Source organism: Halorubrum laminariae (genome assembly GCF_024494655.1).
GTDB classification, from domain to species: domain Archaea; phylum Halobacteriota; class Halobacteria; order Halobacteriales; family Haloferacaceae; genus Halorubrum; species Halorubrum laminariae.
Map to the genome: position 1 here is coordinate 375,437 of NZ_JANHDL010000003.1, position 17,029 is coordinate 392,465.

A 17,029-nucleotide genomic window follows, 5' to 3' on the forward strand; every position below is an offset into this window, starting at 1 on the left:
GCGTCGGGACCGGGTTACGCCACCAGACTGTCGCCGTCAAGCGACTCGTCGACGTCGATGTCCATGAGATCGAGGATCGTCGGCGTCACGTCGAAGAGGTTCGCACCCTCGACGTCGATGTCGGGGTCGGTCGCGTACAGAAGCGAGTTCTCGAACTTGTGCATCCCGTTTCGCGGTCCCTCGGTGAAGACGGCCTCCTTCCCGGAGAAGCCGGACTTGAGGTCGAATCCGTCGGCGGGAATGACGACGAGGTCGGGCGCGATGTCGTCGTGGTCGCCGTCGAACACCGTCTCGCCTTTCACGATCCGCTTGCAGACCTGCCGGCCGTCGGGGCCGGTGAGCGACTCCAGGTCCTCGATGAGTTCCTCGCGCGTCGCCTCGTACTCGGACTCCGGAACCGAGCCGTTCGGTTCGCGGCCCTCCAGATTGAGGTAAAACCGGCCGGGAATGAGCGAGTACGCGCGGGCGTCGTCGCCGATGTCGACGAGCGCGTCGTGGTCATCGCCGTCGTAGGTGAGCCACCCCTCCTCGGCGAGGAACTGGTTGCAGTTCACTTCCCACTCCAGTTGGGTGAAGCCGTGATCCGAGGCGACGAGCAGCGTGGTGTCGTCGTCGAGCGCTTCACGGATTTCGCCGATGTACTCGTCGAGGGTTCGGTAGAATTCGAGGAACTCCGATTTGTACTCGCCGTCCGTCGCGTAGTCACCGAACAGGAAGTGGTTCACGCGGTCGGTGCTCATGAAGACGCCGAAAAACAGGTCCCAGTCGTCCTGGGCGAGGTAGTGCGAGAACGCCTCGTACCGCGCGTCGAGGGTCTCGTAGGCGTTCTCGACGAACGCGGTCTTGTCGTCGTGCCCGAGCTTGGCGTTAACGTCGATCCGGTAGTCGAGCCCGTCGAGGACGCGGCGGACGGAGTCGTCGCTCGACGCCGATTCGAGGTCGGGTGAGAGAAACCCAGAGACCTGTCGCTGGATCCGCGTCGAGGGCGGGAACGTGACCGGGACGTTAAGCACGGTCGCGTCGCGCCCAGCGTCGGTGACGCGGTCCCACACCCGAGTGGCCTTCACGTGTTGGCCCATCGGAACGTACGTCTCGTAGGAGCCGATCTCGCGGTCTTGGAATCCGTACACGCCGGTTTCGCCGGGGTTGACGCCGGTGGTGAGGCTCGGCCAGCACGCGCTCGACTCCGGCGGAACGATGCTTTCCAGTCGCCCGGAAGCGCCCGTCTGCGCGATGTCTGTCAGGTTTTCGAAGACATCGGGGTGGTCCTCGACGAGGTCGAGCGGTACGCCGTCGATCCCGAGGAAGACGACGCGCTCGTCGTCATCGCCGCTGAGCCGATCGAACAGTCCCATACTCGGAGGTTCGCTTCCGCCGACATATCGCTTGTGCTCTGGCGATTCACGCCGCATCGCCGGCGATCCGGCAGGAACCACCGGAGTCCCGGAGTAGCAGCGAACGCGGCCGCCGACCCGGAGCCATGGCGACTCCCGCCGCCGTCGCCGTCGAGTGGCAATCGCGACCGATTCAGAAGGCCTATTCACCTCGGCGGAGACATATTCGGCGTATGAGCGATGACTTCCCGGCGAACGTCGATGTCGACTACGACGACGGCGAGGGCGAAGACCCGTCCGACTACCCGTCGTTGCAGCACAAAATCGAGAAGGCGATCGAGGTCACCCGACGCGGGCTCGAAGAGTACGACAACCCCGCGGTGATGTGGACCGGCGGAAAAGACTCGACGCTGACGCTGTACTTCATCAACCAAGTGGCCGAAAAGTACGGCTACGAGAAGCCCACGGCGGTGTTCATCGATCACTACCAGCACTTCGATTCGATCACCGACTTCGTCGAGCACTGGGCCGACGAGTGGGACATCGACCTGGTGTACGCCCGCAACGACGACGTGGGCGCGTACGTCGACGAACACGACTTAGAGCCGGGCGACGACATCCCCGTCGACGCGCTCTCGGAGCACAACCAACACCACATCCGCGACATCTTGGAGTACGAGGAGGACACGTTCCCGTTCCTCTTGGACACGTACGTCGGGAACCACCTGCTGAAGACGGTCGCGCTCAACGACGCCTTGGAGGAGTACGACATCGACGGGGTCATCTCGGGCGTGCGCTGGGACGAACAGGAGGCGCGCGCGGACGAGACGTTCTTCTCGCCGCGACACGACCCGGATCTCTTCCCGCCGCACGACCGCATCCAGCCCATCCTGCAGTTCGCTGAGGCCGACGTGTGGGAGGCGTTCTGGAATTACGTGGTGCCGGACACGGTCGAGGCGTTCCCGGACGAGGGATACGTCCCGCAGGCCGACGACGACCTGCCCGAGGGCGTCACACAGGAGGACGTTCCCATCTCGCCGAAGTACTTCGCCGGGTTCCGGTCGCTCGGCAGCGAGGTCTCAACCGAGAAGACGACCGGAGAGCCCGCGTGGCTCCAGAACCTCGAAGACACGACCGAACGCGCCGGCCGTGCCCAAGACAAAGAGGACCTGATGGAGCGGCTACGCGACCTCGGCTACATGTGATCGTCACGGACGAGTAGACGCTCCCATCGACGCGAACGACCGCGACCGCGCCTGTAGTGCGAACCACCGCTGACGAGTCCGAGCGCCTCCGCTGACGAGTCCGATCCGGTGGCTTCACTTACGCCCCCGCCGACCGCGGCGTATGAACAAACGCGGCCACGTCCTCAACGCTCTCTTGCTCGCGCTCGGACTCGGCGTCGTCATCGAGCCCGGACTCGACGCGGCCACGGCGCGGACCACAGCGCAGATCACCGTTCCGATCGTGTTGGGCGCGCTGTTCCCCGACGTCGACACGGCGTTCGGTCGCCACCGAAAGACGCTCCACAGCCTGCCCGTGCTCGGTGTCTTCCTCGCGTACCCTATCGTCTTCGGCAACCTCCAGTACGTCTGGATCGGCGTGTTGACTCACTACGTGCTCGACGTGGTCGGGAGCCGGCGCGGCATCGCGCTGTTCCATCCGCTGTCGGACGCGGAATACGGGCTCCCATCTGGCGTGACGACGAGCAGCAAGTACGCCGACCTCGTCACGGTCGTCGTCACTGCGGTCGAACTCGCGGCCTTCTGGGCGCTTCACACCTACGTCGTCACGCTCGATCTCGACCTGTCGGCCGCCTCGGAGGCCGCGGCCGGGATCGGCATCTGACGGGACGAATCGAACGGAGAACGCGCCTTCGGTCGCCGCAGCCACATCCTCACTTCGGGCGGTAATCCGACAGCGTCCCGGAGTAGACGCTCACGTCGGTGAATCGTCCCTCGTAGGCGACGTTCGTCGGAAGCGTCGGCTCGTCGCCGGACAGGAACAGCCGGTCGAGCTTCTCCCACGTATTCTCGTACGCGAGGTGAGCGAACTCGACGAGTCCGCGGAGCTGATGTGCCGCGCCGCCGCGGTGGACGACCGTCCGCGACAACCCAGACCGGAACGCGTCGACGACATCCTCGACGCCGTCGAGAGCCCCGTCGAACTCGGTCCACGCCTCGCCGACCGTGCCACGCAGGTGAGAGTACGACGAGCCGAACCCCGGCTGGTCGGTCGCCTCGGCGATCCGTCGCGTCCTCGAGTTCTGGTGCGGGAGCAGCTTCGTGTTGTACGTCTCTATCGCGTCAAGCCTGTCGGCGTGCGCGGCTATCTCCGGACGGGTGAGCGAGATGGTCGCGAATCCAGGGTGTGGGACGAGCACGGCCGCGTCCTGTCGATCGAACTCGGCCATCGCCGCCTCGAAGGTGATGTAATCCGGAACGGGATCGGAGAGGCCGAGCGCGAGAACGTGACGTCTGTTGCCCCAGTCGCCGGTGAATACCTCGCGGGCGGGGACGACGGTAAGATCGTCGTCGGAGTACCGATCCGCACGGTCTCGTATCGTCGGCAGGCGGGTGAAGTGCGGCGCGTACACGAGCGCGTCGATCCCTCGTTCCTTCGCGAGGGCCACGACGTCGTCGTCGAGCACCTTCACGTGTGCGTCGACGCGCGTTCTCGTTGTGGTCACGAGTGGACGATGTGTATCACCGAGCAAAGGCGTATCGTTCGCGGTCGCTCATCGTCGGGGGAAACCGTTAATCCCCCTCGGCGGCGACACCACGGGTATGCCCCGCTGGACGTGCGGTATCGACGGCTGCGACGCCGCCTTCGACGACGTGGAATCGGCCATCGTCCACCAGACGAACGGCCACCAGCGCCACGAGTGTAAGGTGTGCGGAACGATCGTCCCCGACGGCTACTTCGCGATCCGGCACGCGTTCGACGAGCACACCCGCGCCGAGTTCGTCCGAGCGTACGACGCCGACTCCGCTGCCGTCCGTCGCCGCGAAGAGATCAAACGCGATATCGAGGGGGAGGCGGACTTACAGAGCGTCGTCGAACAGTTGGACCGCAACGAGTGAGATCCCTCCCGTCTGCGGTGCTCAAATCACCCGCTTTCCGAACGCACTCGCCGCGAGTTCCGTCGCGAGTTCGGCCGTCTCGTTGTGCTGGTCGAGCGTGGGGTTCACCTCGACGAGTTCCATCGACCTAAGCGACGCCGTCTCGTCGACGATCTCCATCGCGCTGTGTGCCTCTCGGTAGGTGACGCCGCCGCGGACGGGCGTCCCGACGCCGGGCGCTTCGTTGGGGTCGAGCCAGTCGAGATCGAGGCTGACGTGGACCCCGTCGACGCCCGCAGCGGCCGTCGCCATCGCCTCCTCCGTGACGGCCGTGATCCCCCGCTCGTCGATGTCTGACATCGTGTAGACGGCGAAGTCGCCCTCGCGGAGGAGGTCCGCCTCCGCGCCGTCGACGGACCGCAGTCCGACGAGCGCGACGTTCTCGGGCGAGAGTCCGGACGCGTTCGCCCACTCGGTGTCGGCGAACTCGCCGAGCCCGAGCGCCGCCGCGAGCGGCATCCCGTGGACGTTCCCCGACGGCGTCGTCGACGGGGTGTTGAGGTCGGCGTGGGCGTCGAACCACACCGCGCCGATCTCGGCGTCGCGCGCCGACCCGACGAGCGATCCGATGGCGATCGAGTGGTCGCCGCCGAGCGCGAGCGGGACGTTCCCGGCCGCGAGCGTCTCGTCCACCTCCTCGGCGAGGCGGCGACAGACGTCGGCCGTCTCGCGGAGGAACTTCGCGTTCCACTCGCTCGGGGCGTCAGCGTCCGGGTCGCGCTCTTCTGCGCGGGGAACGACGAGGTCTCCCGCGTCGACGGGATCGACTCCCGCGCTCGTCAGTTGGTCTGCGAGGCCGGCGTACCGGATGGCGGACGGTCCCATGTCGACGCCGCGCCGATTTGCCCCGTAGTCGGTCGGCGCGCCGATAATCCTGACTGTGGACATACCCGAACGCCGGACGTGCCGCGGCTTGAATGGTCGGGTTCACCGAGTTCGACGCCGCCGAACCGCCCACCGTTTTGACGCTGCGCACCGAACGCTGAGGTATGAGCGACGACGGGCGCGGCCCCGCCGAACGCACCAACGCAGCCGACGACGGTGCCGACGTTCGTGAGGAAGACGGCGAATACGATCCGACGGACATCGATCCGTCGTCGATCACGCCGATAGCGGGACTGATCGTCGTCGCGTTTACCGGGGCCGTGATCGGACTCGTCGGAGCCGCGGCATCAGTGTTCGTCGCGGACCTCGGACTGGCGCTCATCGGCGTCGGCGTCGTGGTCGCGCTGTCGAGTCCGATCGCGTACCTCCGGCTCCGCAGACGGCAGAGGCGCTAGCGTCGCGTACGGGCTTTTATAATGGGGTTCCATCGCATTTAAGCGGTACCGACCTGTATTCGCTCGTATGTCATCGATCGAACTCACGTCGAGTCAGAAGAGCATCCTCTCGGCCCTCATCAACCTGTACGGGGAACAGGAGGACGCCGTCAAAGGCGAGGCGATCGCCGAGGAGGTCGACCGAAATCCCGGAACGATCCGAAACCAGATGCAGAGCCTGAAGGCCCTCCAACTGGTCGAGGGCGTACCGGGGCCGAAAGGCGGCTACAAGCCCACCTCAAACGCGTACGAGGCGCTCGACATCCAGCGGATGGACGAGCCCGCCGACGTGCCGATCTTCCACGAGGGCGAGGAGCTGACCGGCGTCAACGTCGACGGGATCGACCTCTCCAGCGTGCACCACCCCGAGCTGTGCCGCGCGGAGATTCACGTCCAAGGCTCCGTCCGTGAGTTCCACGAGGGGGACTCGGTCACCGTCGGCCCGACGCCGCTCTCGAAACTCGTCATCGACGGTACCATCGACGGCAAAGATGACACCGCGAACGTTCTCATTCTCCGCATCGACGACATGCGCGCGCCGGACGAGCCGGCAGAGCACTGACGGAGAGCGAGACACGTCCCTCACAGGGCGCAATCGCTCCAAGCGATCCCGTACAGTCACGCGATCCGACCACCTTCTCTCTCGTTTTCTGCGGACTAGGACGCGCCGTTTGCGGCGCGGTCACGTCAGTCGCGGATGGAGCTGTCGCTGGTTTGTCGGTGGAATACGCAGAAATTTGGATCGAATTTCGCGGCCCGCGCCGAGTCTGTCTTTCGCTACTTACATGTCACCGAACGCGCTGACGCCGCGTCCGGTCGAGGAGACCTTGGCGATCCAGCGCGTGGCGATGGCCTTCTTGAGGAGCTTCGCTGGCGTGCCGCCGAACGTCCGGATCGGCATTCCCTTCACGTCGTGTGCGACCGCCTCCTCGCCGACGGAGATGACGGTGCCTTTGTCCTCGTGGGTCCAAGACTTGAGGGGCGCGCCGCGGGCGGCGCGCGCGAGGTTCTCGCCGGCGACCTCCGCGGCCTGCCAGGCGGCCTGTGCGGTCGGCGGGGCCACGTCGTCGTCGTCATCCTGCTCGACTAGGGCAGTATCGCCGATGGCGAACACGTGGTCGTCGCTCGTCGTGAAGTCGGAGCCTGCGTGGACGCGGTGTGAACGCTCGTCCTTCTCGACGTCGACGTCTTCGATCTCCGGCTGCCCGGTGATGCCGCCGGTCCAGACCAGCACGTCGTAGCCCAGTTCCTCGGATGCCTCATCCTCGCCGCCGCCGAGGTAGACGGCCTCTTCGTCAGCCTTCGAGATGAAGTCGCCGGTGCGGATCTCGATGTCGGCGTCCTCGATCCGCTGACGGAGCGCGCCTTGCACCTGCGGGTCGTTGTTGGGGAAGATTTCGTCGAGCCCCTCGACCAGCGTGATCTCGATCGGCGCGCGGTGTTTGTCGCGGTACTCGGCTATCTCGCCGGCGGTTTGGATACCCGAGAGGCCGGCCCCGCCCACGATGACCTCGACCGGGTCGGAGCGCGTCGCTTCCGCGGCGGCCGAGCGGATGTCCTCGTGGATCGCTTTCGCATCGTCGAGGCCCTTCAGCTGGTGGGCGTTCTCTTCTAAGCCCTCGATGCCGAAGAAGGCCGTCGTCGAGCCGACGGCCAGAAGGAGGAAGTCGTAGTTGACGGTCGTTCCGTCGTCGGTCTCGACGACTCGGTCGTCGGTGTCGACGTCGGCGACGCGTCCCTGCACGAACTCCGATTCGGGCGATTTGATCTCGTCGACCGGGATCGTGATCTTGTCTTCGACCGCCGGGGTGCGGATCGCGCGGTGGACCTCGTGGAGCACGAGGTGATAATCGTGTTCGGATATCCACGTGAGCTCTGCCTCGCCCTCGCCGACCTCCTCTTCGAACGCCTTCACCGCGCCTGCGCCGGCGTACCCGGAGCCGACGACGACGATCTGGGTAGTCATGCCTGCCAGTCCGACGCGCGCGGGTAAAGTCGCTTTGGAACGGTCGCGATTCGCCCGACTACAGCGACAGCCCGGCGTGCCAACGGTCCGCCCCGGCCTCGCGTTTAACCTCGTCCATGCGAGCGAGAAGTGCCACCGCGAGGCTCGCGGTCTCGGACGCGCGCGACTCGCCCTCAGTCCGGAACTCGCCCGTGATCCGGTTGGCGTAAACGGAGCAGACCGCGCCCGCGCGGAGGCCGTAGACGCTCGCGACCGTGAGGATCGCCGACGCCTCCATCTCGATGTTCTTCACGTTCGCGTCCTGTAGCTCCGCGACCAACTCGGCCGAGCCGGCCGCCTCAAACCCCTCGAATCCGAGGCGACCCTGTCCGGCGTAGAAGGAGTCGGCACTCATCGTGACGCCGGTGTGATAGTCGTATCCGAGCCGTTCCGCGGCGGCGACGAGCGCGGCGACGACCTCGCCGTCGGCCGCGGCCGGGTAGTCCTCGCGGACGTACTCGTCGCTCGTCCCCTCTTGTCTGACCGCGCCGGTCGTGATGACCAGATCGCCTACCTCCATCCCCGGTTGAATTGCACCGCAGGAGCCGACGCGAACGAAGGTGTCGACGCCGACTCTGGCGAGTTCCTCGACGGCGATGGCGGCGGAGGGGGAGCCGATCCCGGTGGAGGTCACGGAGATCGGCGTGTCGTCGTAGCTGCCGGTCGCGGTGCGGTACTCTCGGTGTGCGGCGACTTCTTCGTGGTCGTCCCACAGCGCGGTTATCGTGTCGACGCGCTCGGGGTTTCCGGGCAAGAGCACGGCGTCTGCCACGTCACCCGGCCCGACCTCGACGTGGTACTGGACCTCGTCGCCCGGGTCTTTGCTGTCGCCGCCCGTGCCCTTGATGCCCTCGGAGGTCTCGTCGGTCTCGTCGGTCATGTCCCCGACCTTCGAGGAGGCGTTTCAAAGCCGTTCCGCCTCGTTGCCGGTCGCACCGGGCCGCATTCGGTCGTCAGGTGCCTCGTGTGCGTCACTTGGTCTTGGCGTCGTCGAGCGTCCCCTCGTGTATCGCGTTCGGCAGCAGTTCGCCGAGCGTGTACTCGCTCGTCTCGTCGCCGCCCTCATCACAGACGACGACGAGGTCTGCGGCGGCGAACTCGCTGAGCGTCTGTCGGCACATCCCGCAGGGCGTGACGCCGTCGCGGACCCCGGAGGAGACGGCGATCCGATCGAACGTGCGGTGACCGTTCTTCACCGCCTCTGCGACGGCGACCTCCTCGGCGTGGAGGCTGTTGGAGTAGTTAGCGTTCTCGATGTTACAGCCCGTGTAGACGGTACCGTCGGCGGTCCGGAGCGCGGCACCGACGCGGTACTCGGAGTACGGGACGTGGGCATCGCGGAGCGCGTCGCGCGCGGCCTCGATCAGGTCGTCCATACGCGAAGTGGTCGGGCGGCGGGGCGATAACTGTGGTGTCCTCCGTGAGCTGATACTGACGGTCGAGTACGAGCGGCTACGATCGGTTTCGTCGCGGACGGCCACATCACGGAGCCTGCCGTGCAGTACGACCCGTGACCGCGGTCACCTGCCTGCGAGCCCCAGTGCCTGTATCGTCGGGAGTTCCCAGCCGTACGCAACCGCGGCGAGCCGCGTCCCGACGGTTACCGCTGCACACACCGCGGCGGCGGTGCTCCCCGGAAAGCCGGCGACTGAGGCGAGCCAGTACGCGCCGCCGCCCAACACCGCACAGCTCGCGTAGAAGTCGTCGAAGAGGATGAACGGGGACCGGTCGAGGAGGATGTCGGCGAACGCGCCCCCGCCGACCGCGTTGATCGTCGCGACGGCCACGACGCCGAAGGCCGACACGCCCGCGCCGGTCGCGACGATCGCGCCGGTCGTGGCGAACGCCCCGAGACCGACCGCGTCCGAGACGACCGTGATCGGGTGTGTGTCCGGAGACGCGAGCACGACGCGCAGCCCGATCGCGAAGGCGACGCCGAGCAGTCCCAGACCGATCTCGATCGGCGACTGCAGCGCCAGCGGCACGCGCGTCACGAGGAGGTCGCGCGTGACGCCCCCGACGAACGCCATGGCGAGTCCGACGACTGTGATACCGAACAGGTCGAACTCCTCGCGGATCGCCTTGGTCGACCCGACGAGCGCGAACGCGATCAGGCCGATGGTGTTCATGACGGCGAACGGGTCGCCAAAAAGCACCGTGATGAGATCCGGCGTCACTGGCCGCAACTCCGTGGACCGGCGTCTTGAAGGCTGTGTTCGGCGTCGAACGTCCCACACCGGATTTGACCGGTAACTACCTAGCCGCCTCACCGACCGGTGTCGTACTTGTATGTCGCCGAGTCGGGATCGATGCCGAAGTCCTCCGGTGACTCCGTCGCATCCGTCTCTCCGCCGTCTGCGGGCTCGGCGGCCTTGAACGCCTCGCGGAACCGGTCGTCCATCGAGAACTCATCGACGCCGAGTTCGAGTCCGACAACCCCGCCGCCGAGGAACTCCCGTTTCTCTGGCAGCCGGTCGGAGAGCGCCGGCGGGAGGTCGTCAGTGTCGACGCGCTCGAAACCGAACTGCGTCAGGTATTCGGGCTGGTCAGTGAGCACATACACCGTCTCGAACTCCTCGGCTGCGGCGGTGTCGACGAGCCGCTCGACGATGTGCGCGCCAACGCCGCGACCGCGCCACTCGGGGAGCACCCCGATCCCCGTGAGTTCGATCCGGTCCGCCTCGCCCTCGTCGCCGCGATGGAGCCGGAGGCGACCGAACCCCGCGCGGTCACCCGAGTCCTGATCGACCGCGATAACGTAGTCCCGCGACCGAAAGGCGACATCATCGAGCCCGAGTCGCTCAATCGCGTCCAGTAACCACGCCTCGTCACGGTTCTTGGCGTCGCGGACGTACATACCGGAACGTATGCGGGGCCACGTAAAAACAGTTCCCCGGTGGCATGGAACATTCTTTCTTGCGGTGCGAAACAAGTAGGAGAGGAACGCTCCGAATCAACCTCCTCAGAATCGCAAGGCGATTCTAATGTGCGGACGAGAACTCTGCTCTCGTCAACGCCTGTGGAGACTGCGCTCCCTACGGAAACCACTACGGTTCCTGCAACGCGCGTCGTGGAAACAGGAGGCCCCCGCTCAAGGAACGAACCGCTATCGCGGTGAGCGAGCGAGTAGGGTAGTTCACAGGGTTTGGGCGTATTCGAGTACCGCGTCTTCACGGAACGTACCGTCTTCGAGAACGGTGAAACCGTCGAAGGTGACCGTTGTCCGGGTGAGCGTCATATCGAGATGGAGATCGCACTCAACATTCCCACCGAGCGTGATATTGTCTCCAATCGCGATGTGCATCGTGCCCCGCTTCTTTTTATCGGTGGCCTGATTCCCCGTGAGTTGGACATCCGGGTTCGTACCGATAGACGGGGCTTCCGCGATGTTACGGGCGCAGTCGCCTGTGGATTCGACAAGCGTTGAAAGTTCGTCCGCCTGCGTTCCCCCAGCAATCCTCTTGACTTTCCCGTCCTCAATCGTGAGTTCCACCGGGCTGTCAAGTTGACCAATATTGTCGATAGAGTAATCTACGACAACAGTGCCTTGCGCACTCCCTTCGACCGGAGTGATCGCGGATTTTCCGGCAGGAAGGACGACGAGCCCTTGATCGAATCCGTCATCGATCGGGAATCCGCTGCGACCGTTCAGGTCGACGGTCAAATCCGTTCCCCTGTCGTTCGTTATCCGCGCGAACTCGGCGCTGGTTTGGATCTTGGCGACTGCCCTCGTCACGTCACTCAACGCGTCGTAGTCCGTGTCCATCTGATTGATCAGGATGTCCTCGGAGACAGCACGCATGAGAACAAAGCGCGTCCCGGCCGCCGATGCGTCTCTCCGGGCGTCCGTATGAGCGATATCGTATGTCCCAATATCGATGACAATATCGGCTTCTTTGAGTGCGCCGGCGACTACTGCTGGCTGCTCAACGTTGTGTCCAGTGAGTCTTGGCTTTACTACCAGTGAAGTCGTTGCCCCAACCGCTCGCGCGGCGCTTGCAAGCGGTCGAGCGACGTGTACCATTAACGGATCAGTGAGGACGACGACCTCTTCATCGGATTGCACCTCGCCCACATTCTCAATCACATCTCGACTGACATCGCTGTATTCGAGCTCTTTCACATCGTCAACATGGTGCATGATCTATAAGTTCTTTTGACGCTTCATGCGGATCGCCAGAGTCAGCTCGTGTTGACAGTCACCTCATCGCACCCGGCCCGCTTCTGCAAGACCCACCTCGTGACGAGCCGCGGGCCTCGACCCGACCTCGGTCGGGGAGTCCGTCCACGAAACGAGTCAGTTCGTGCTCGGTCCGTCGGCGTCCGCGTCGTCGAAGTCGTCTGCTCTCGTCGAAGCGTTCGCCTCCGACGGATCGTCTGCGGCGGCGAGACGGTATAGGCCGACGAGCGCGCCGGCGACGAAGACCGCTCCCTCGGCACGGGCACCGGCGTACACCCATTCGCGCGGTTCGACATCACCGGAGTTTCGGAACGCGACGCGAGTCCACGCGCGGACAACGAATCGCGGTGCGACGGTCTCGATCAGTCCGACGACGCCGGTCGCCAGCAGCAATAGGGCTTTCATAGCTGTCGTTCTCCCGGTGCGAACAAAAGCGATGCGGCGACTACGAGCGCTCGGGATCGACGGGCGGGCCGGAGGCGTCGGCCGCGGCCGAGACGTACCGCCGACAGACGCCGGCAGCCCACGACCGCACCTCCGGCGCGTCGGTCGTGAGGAGGGCGGCGAGTCCGTCCTCGTCGAACAGGCCGACCACCGCGCGCTCGCCGACGAGTAGCACCGCGATCGGTGAGTCGCCGTCGTGGACCGTCGCCTCGATCTCGTGTCTCGCGAGTGCCGCCCGAAGCACGTCTCCGGACATCCCCGACAGTCGCTCGGCCGCGGCCCCGGTGAACACGAGACGCACCGATCGGTCGGGGCCGGTCCCGTCGAGCGCGTCGCGGAGTCGCCGGACGGTCGACACCTCGATCCGCGGGATGACGCCGACGATCGATCTCTGGCGGCGGCCCGTAGCCGACGCGGTTCCGCCCACGACCGACGAGAGCACGTCGACGGGTTCCGGGTCACCGCCGCGTTCTGTGACGACGATTCGGTGGTCGTCGCTCCAGTGTTCTTCTCCGTTTGTCTCCCTGTCCGCGTCGACGGCGCGCGCGACGAGCGAACGGAGGACCGCGCCCGGACCGCTGTCTGCCATACAGCGAGTTCCGTCCCCGCGGAGGTAAACCCAAGGGCCGCCGCGCCGAGGAGCCGACATGGGCGAACGCGACGGGAACGGAGCGGCGGTGATCGGTGAATTACTCACTGACCGGGAGGAGACGCTGGCGGTCGCCGAGTCGCTGACCGGTGGCCTCCTCGGATCGCGAGTGACAGACGTGCCGGGTGCGAGCGCGTACTTCGACCGCGGATACGTCACGTACGCGTACGACGCCAAGCGCGAACTGCTCGGCGTGTCCCGCGAGTCGCTCGACGCGGACGGAGCGGTGAGCGCCGCCGTCGCGGAGGAGATGGCGGCCGGCGCGCGCGATCGCGCCGGCACGACGTGGGCGGTGTCGACGACCGGCATCGCGGGCCCCGACGGCGGAACCGCAATGAAGCCGGTCGGGCTGGTGTACGTCGGTGTCGCACACGCCGCCCCCTGGGGGACCGAGGCCTCGTTCGTCCGGAACGAGCGGTTCCGATTCGACGGCGACCGCGCCGCAGTGAGACGAAAGACTGTCGACGCGGCCCTCGACGTGCTCGATCGCGCGATCGGCGAGGTCGACGACGGAGTGTGACGAGACGGAACGGTGGCCACACGGATCTGACCTCGCCGAGCACGCGACAGCGGACTCGGTCCGGCGCGCGAGCGTTTATTTAACCACCCCGCGTACGGGAACGTATGATCGAGCGCGTGCTGGTGCCGATGGACGATTCCGAACTGTCCGAACGGGCGCTGCGGTACGCGCTCGACGTTCACGAGGGCGCAGAGATAACCGTGTTGCACGTCGTGGGTGAGCCCTCGCGGATGATGGGGGCGGCGACGGGGATCGCGCTCTCCGAGAACAGCGAGGAGACGATACGCGAGCTCGCGGCGGACGTGCTCGACCGCGCCGCCGAGATCGCGGACGAGTACGACGTGACCGTCGAGGGAGAGATCGAGGTCGGCCCGCCGGCGCGACGGATCCTCGATCGGGCCGAGGCGTTCGATGCGATAGTGATGGGAACCCACGGCGGGTCGCTCGCCGACAGGCTGCTCGTCGGCAACGTGGCTCAGACGGTGTTCCGTCGATCGTCGATTCCGGTGACCGTCGTGCGCTGAGATCAAACGAAACGGGCAGCGAGACGCTCACTCGAGGTATGCGTGGCCGGCGACCGCGACGAGCAGCGCGGCGACGACGATCCACGAGAGGGGCTCGGCCACGAGCAGCCTGATCGGGCGGGCGACCGACTCGTCGAATCCGAACAGCGCGCCGGCCGCTAGCGCGGCCGTCAGCACGAGCGCGGCGACGACGCCGGCGACGCCGACGAGCGCGGAGTCGGTCGAGTCCATACGGCCGAATGCGTGCGGAGAGCAAATAAATGGATCTGCGTGTCTCGTCGTGGCTGCCGAGCGGCCGAGCGGCCCGGCGGCCGCGGCAGAACGGGCACGCTTTTCACGCGACCGCCGCCAGATATCCGTATGGAAACGATCGAACGCGGGTCAGCGGGCGCGTCCCGCGTCGCGATCGTCGGCGGGATCCACGGAGACGAGCCCGCGGGCGAAGAGATTGTGCGACGACTCGCCGCGACGCTCGACGCGACGGGACCGGGGACCGGCACCGTCAGGCTCGTTATCGCCAACGAACCGGCGCTGGCGGCGGCGACGCGCTACACGGACACGGACCTGAACCGCGCGTTCCCGGGCGACGCCGAAAGCGACGAATACGAGCGCGCGCTCGCGCCCCGACTCGCCGCGGCCGTCGACGGGATGGACGCTGTGCTCGCGCTCCACACGTCACACAGCGCGCCGCCGCCGTTCGCTATCTACAGCGAGTTGACCCCGTCCGTGCGCCGCAGCGTGACCGGCATGCCGATCGATTACGTTCTCGACTCGGGGAATCTCCGGTCGACCACGCTCGACTCCGTCGTCCCGCACGCCGTCTCGATAGAGGTCGGGCGACAGGGGAGCGACGCCGCAGTCGAGTTCGGCTACGAGGCGTGTCTCGCATTCCTGCGGGCACACGGCGCGCTCAACGACGAGCCGCCGACGTTCACGGAGACGACGGTCGTCACGGGTGACGAGGAGGTTCCCAAAGGCGGCGGCGAGCCGCACGTCTACTTCGAGAACTTCGAGTCGATCCCCACCGATGCCGTGTTCGCGGAAGACGACGTGTACACGCACCGAGTCGATGAGGAGGGTGTCGTCCCAATCCTCGCGAGCGAGCACGGCTACGAGGAGATATTCGGGATCTACGGTCGCGTTCAAGGAACGCTGAAGCCGCCGGAACCAGCAGACGTTCGCGGATCGAGCGGGAGCGAAGAAGCCGGCTCGAAGAAGCGTAACACGGTGTCGAACGGTTCGCGGAACGGCGAGCCAGCGAGAGACGACTCTCACTAAGCGGAGACCGTTCGGTCTGATCAACGTTGGCCCGGACTCACTTCGCGGTCGGCGTCACGTCGCCGACGGCTTCCATCACCTGCATCGCGGCGCTCGCGGCGAGACCTCGCGCAACCTCATCGGTGTCGGCGTCGGCGATCCCGGCGTCCAGATCGTCGGGATCGGGAGTGAAGCCGGCCGAGACCGGATGCCCGGCTGGCGGGTTAACGGCGACGGTCGCCTGCGGCCCGTTCGTCCCGACTGATAGCTCGGAGCCGACGGCGTAGCTGTTGGGGAGATACGACTCGGTTCGCGAGACGATTCCGGCCACCGCGAGCCGGAGTCGCCGTTCTTGATCGGGGGTGAGGTCGACGGCCGCGGGCTCTCCCGCGTTCGTCACGCCCGGTGCCCCGGCATACGGGTTGTTGCCGTTCATCGAAGACACGCCGAATACGCGGAGCCCACTCAAAAAGGCGTCGGCGAAGTCAGCCGTAGATGCGCTCGGTCGCGATCGCGGCCCCCTCGTCGAGTGCGTCGAGTTTCGCCCACGCGATCTCGGGGTCGACCATGCCGATCCCGGCCTGCGTGCCGAAGCCGCAGTCGGGCGCGGCGACGAGCGAGGTCCCGTCTGGGACCGCGTCAGCGACGCGCTCCAACCGGTCCGCGATTGTCTCGGGGTGGTCGATGATGTTCGTCTTCACGTCGACGACGCCCGGAATCAGCGTCCACTCGTCCGGAACCGGATGCTCGGCGAACGCGCGGTACTCGTGCTGGTGACGGGAGTTGGCCTGCTCGACGCTGAGACCGGAGATGTCGGCCTCGTAGATCTCCGGGAGCATGTCCGAGAGATCCGTGTCGAGGTGGTGGGGTCCCTCGTAGCTCCCCCAGCAGGTGTGCAGGCGGACCTGCTCTTCGGGAATCCCGGAAAGCGCCTCGTTGAGCGCCTGCACGTGGAGCCGCGTAGCTCCCTTCACTTCTGCGAGAGGCTCGTCGACGTACGCCGCCGTGTGACCGACGGTCAGCAGTTCTGGCGCGTCGATCTGCAGGGTGAATCCCGCGTCGGCGACGATCTGATACTCCTCCGCCATGGCGTCGGCGACGGCGAAGAGGTACTCCTCGTAGTCGCCGTAGTGGTCGTCGACGTGCGTGGCGGTGACGACGCTCGGCGACGCCGCGGTGACGAACGTGTCCGCGAAGTCGGCGTCGACGGCGTCGAGCGCGTCGCGGAACTCGGCCAACTCGGCTTCGGCCTCGTCCCGGCCGGTGTACTCGACGGGGCCAGTCACGACGGGGTGTTCTGCGAGGTCGATAACGTCGGTCTTGAACGTCTCCTCGGCATAGTCGGGAAACTCTTGGAGGTCTGCCCACAGCTCCTGTTCGCGTTTCCCCTCGATACCGCTGAGCCGGTCCGCGACGTACCAGTTGAACGAGACGCGGGACTGTTCGCCGTTGTTGGCGATGTCGACGTCCGCCTCGGCCTGTCGCTCGACCACGTCGCGCGTGGCGGCCGCGACAGTCGCGTCCCACTCCGACTCATCCACTGGTTCGCCCTCCTGCCGCTGCGTGAGGAGATCGAGCAGTTCGGGCGGGCGCGGGAGGCTGCCGATATGCGTCGTCTGGATCCGGTCGTCGTTGGCCGTCATCGGTGTCGGTGTCTCGCCGCTCGTCGTGCGTA

Annotated in this window: 22 protein-coding genes; 8 read left to right on the forward strand and 14 right to left on the reverse strand. The window is 66.3% G+C overall.

Going from position 1 to position 17,029, the window contains the following annotated elements:
• Positions 1 to 14 precede the first annotated feature (14 nt).
• On the reverse strand, positions 15 to 1,355 hold the full coding sequence (locus NO887_RS07920; RefSeq protein WP_256417921.1) for an alkaline phosphatase family protein: 1,341 nt from the start codon (positions 1,353 to 1,355) through the stop codon (positions 15 to 17).
• A 212-nt stretch (positions 1,356 to 1,567) separates the two neighbouring features.
• Between NO887_RS07920 and NO887_RS07925 the strand changes: the two genes are divergently transcribed.
• Together NO887_RS07925 and NO887_RS07930 are read left to right on the forward strand one after the other, a co-directional pair.
• Complete coding sequence (locus tag NO887_RS07925) at positions 1,568 to 2,539, forward strand: phosphoadenosine phosphosulfate reductase family protein (RefSeq protein WP_256417922.1); 972 nt, start codon at positions 1,568 to 1,570, stop codon at positions 2,537 to 2,539.
• Positions 2,540 to 2,681: 142 nt separating this feature from the next.
• Positions 2,682 to 3,182, forward strand: a complete 501-nt coding sequence (locus NO887_RS07930) for a metal-dependent hydrolase (protein ID WP_256417923.1) — start codon at positions 2,682 to 2,684, stop codon at positions 3,180 to 3,182.
• A gap of 49 nt (positions 3,183 to 3,231) precedes the next feature.
• Here the strand turns inward: NO887_RS07930 and NO887_RS07935 are convergent, their stop codons facing one another.
• Complete coding sequence (locus NO887_RS07935) at positions 3,232 to 4,023, reverse strand: PHP-associated domain-containing protein (RefSeq protein ID WP_256417924.1); 792 nt, start codon at positions 4,021 to 4,023, stop codon at positions 3,232 to 3,234.
• A gap of 97 nt (positions 4,024 to 4,120) precedes the next feature.
• Between NO887_RS07935 and NO887_RS07940 the strand changes: the two genes are divergently transcribed.
• A complete protein-coding gene (locus tag NO887_RS07940; protein WP_256417925.1) occupies positions 4,121 to 4,417 on the forward strand; it encodes a DUF7565 family protein in 297 nt (98 codons plus the stop codon).
• Between the two features lie 21 nt (positions 4,418 to 4,438).
• Here NO887_RS07940 and rocF read toward each other — a convergent pair whose 3' ends face one another.
• On the reverse strand, positions 4,439 to 5,344 hold the full coding sequence (rocF, locus tag NO887_RS07945; RefSeq protein WP_256417926.1) for an arginase: 906 nt from the start codon (positions 5,342 to 5,344) through the stop codon (positions 4,439 to 4,441).
• Between the two features lie 197 nt (positions 5,345 to 5,541).
• Here rocF and NO887_RS07950 point away from each other — a divergent pair, with 197 nt between their 5' ends.
• Positions 5,542 to 5,736 (forward strand): hypothetical protein, encoded by a 195-nt coding sequence (locus NO887_RS07950; protein WP_256418020.1) that lies wholly within the window; start codon positions 5,542 to 5,544, stop codon positions 5,734 to 5,736.
• A 67-nt stretch (positions 5,737 to 5,803) separates the two neighbouring features.
• Positions 5,804 to 6,337, forward strand: a complete 534-nt coding sequence (locus NO887_RS07955) for an Rrf2 family transcriptional regulator (protein WP_256417927.1) — start codon at positions 5,804 to 5,806, stop codon at positions 6,335 to 6,337.
• Between the two features lie 219 nt (positions 6,338 to 6,556).
• On the opposite strand, the gene NO887_RS07960 is transcribed toward NO887_RS07955, so the two are convergent.
• The 8 genes from NO887_RS07960 to NO887_RS07995 form a co-directional block, all read right to left on the reverse strand.
• Positions 6,557 to 7,741 carry an NAD(P)/FAD-dependent oxidoreductase gene (locus NO887_RS07960; RefSeq protein WP_256417928.1) on the reverse strand — a complete coding sequence of 395 codons (1,185 nt, stop codon included), beginning with the start codon at positions 7,739 to 7,741 and terminating at the stop codon, positions 6,557 to 6,559.
• 58 nt (positions 7,742 to 7,799) lie between these two features.
• A complete protein-coding gene (locus tag NO887_RS07965) occupies positions 7,800 to 8,660 on the reverse strand; it encodes a nucleoside phosphorylase (RefSeq protein WP_256417929.1) in 861 nt (286 codons plus the stop codon).
• 91 nt (positions 8,661 to 8,751) lie between these two features.
• Positions 8,752 to 9,156, reverse strand: coding sequence for a cytidine deaminase (cdd, locus tag NO887_RS07970; RefSeq protein ID WP_256417930.1), 405 nt, complete (start codon positions 9,154 to 9,156; stop codon positions 8,752 to 8,754).
• A gap of 144 nt (positions 9,157 to 9,300) precedes the next feature.
• Positions 9,301 to 9,957, reverse strand: a complete 657-nt coding sequence (locus tag NO887_RS07975; RefSeq protein ID WP_256417931.1) for a trimeric intracellular cation channel family protein — start codon at positions 9,955 to 9,957, stop codon at positions 9,301 to 9,303.
• Positions 9,958 to 10,046: 89 nt separating this feature from the next.
• Entirely contained in the window at positions 10,047 to 10,637 is a 591-nt protein-coding gene (locus NO887_RS07980; protein ID WP_256417932.1) for a GNAT family N-acetyltransferase, read from the reverse strand.
• Positions 10,638 to 10,916: 279 nt separating this feature from the next.
• Entirely contained in the window at positions 10,917 to 11,903 is a 987-nt protein-coding gene (locus NO887_RS18525; protein ID WP_256417933.1) for an aminopeptidase, read from the reverse strand.
• 174 nt (positions 11,904 to 12,077) lie between these two features.
• Positions 12,078 to 12,365, reverse strand: coding sequence for a DUF6199 family natural product biosynthesis protein (locus tag NO887_RS07990; protein ID WP_256417934.1), 288 nt, complete (start codon positions 12,363 to 12,365; stop codon positions 12,078 to 12,080).
• A 40-nt stretch (positions 12,366 to 12,405) separates the two neighbouring features.
• On the reverse strand, positions 12,406 to 12,993 hold the full coding sequence (locus NO887_RS07995; RefSeq protein WP_256417935.1) for a transcriptional regulator FilR1 domain-containing protein: 588 nt from the start codon (positions 12,991 to 12,993) through the stop codon (positions 12,406 to 12,408).
• A 58-nt stretch (positions 12,994 to 13,051) separates the two neighbouring features.
• Here NO887_RS07995 and NO887_RS08000 point away from each other — a divergent pair, with 58 nt between their 5' ends.
• Positions 13,052 to 13,573, forward strand: a complete 522-nt coding sequence (locus tag NO887_RS08000; RefSeq protein WP_256417936.1) for a CinA family protein — start codon at positions 13,052 to 13,054, stop codon at positions 13,571 to 13,573.
• Positions 13,574 to 13,677: 104 nt separating this feature from the next.
• Positions 13,678 to 14,097, forward strand: coding sequence for a universal stress protein (locus tag NO887_RS08005; protein WP_256417937.1), 420 nt, complete (start codon positions 13,678 to 13,680; stop codon positions 14,095 to 14,097).
• Positions 14,098 to 14,124: 27 nt separating this feature from the next.
• On the opposite strand, the gene NO887_RS08010 is transcribed toward NO887_RS08005, so the two are convergent.
• Positions 14,125 to 14,328: a hypothetical protein gene (locus tag NO887_RS08010; protein ID WP_256417938.1), complete on the reverse strand. Its 204-nt coding sequence runs from the start codon at positions 14,326 to 14,328 to the stop codon at positions 14,125 to 14,127.
• A 129-nt stretch (positions 14,329 to 14,457) separates the two neighbouring features.
• On the opposite strand from NO887_RS08010, the gene NO887_RS08015 reads away from it, so the two are divergent.
• On the forward strand, positions 14,458 to 15,375 hold the full coding sequence (locus tag NO887_RS08015) for a M14 family metallopeptidase (RefSeq protein WP_256417939.1): 918 nt from the start codon (positions 14,458 to 14,460) through the stop codon (positions 15,373 to 15,375).
• 37 nt (positions 15,376 to 15,412) lie between these two features.
• Here NO887_RS08015 and NO887_RS08020 read toward each other — a convergent pair whose 3' ends face one another.
• Together NO887_RS08020 and NO887_RS08025 are read right to left on the reverse strand one after the other, a co-directional pair.
• Positions 15,413 to 15,790 carry a DUF5811 family protein gene (locus NO887_RS08020; protein WP_256417940.1) on the reverse strand — a complete coding sequence of 126 codons (378 nt, stop codon included), beginning with the start codon at positions 15,788 to 15,790 and terminating at the stop codon, positions 15,413 to 15,415.
• A 49-nt stretch (positions 15,791 to 15,839) separates the two neighbouring features.
• A complete protein-coding gene (locus NO887_RS08025) occupies positions 15,840 to 16,997 on the reverse strand; it encodes a cobalamin-independent methionine synthase II family protein (protein WP_256417941.1) in 1,158 nt (385 codons plus the stop codon).
• Positions 16,998 to 17,029: the final 32 nt, after the last annotated feature.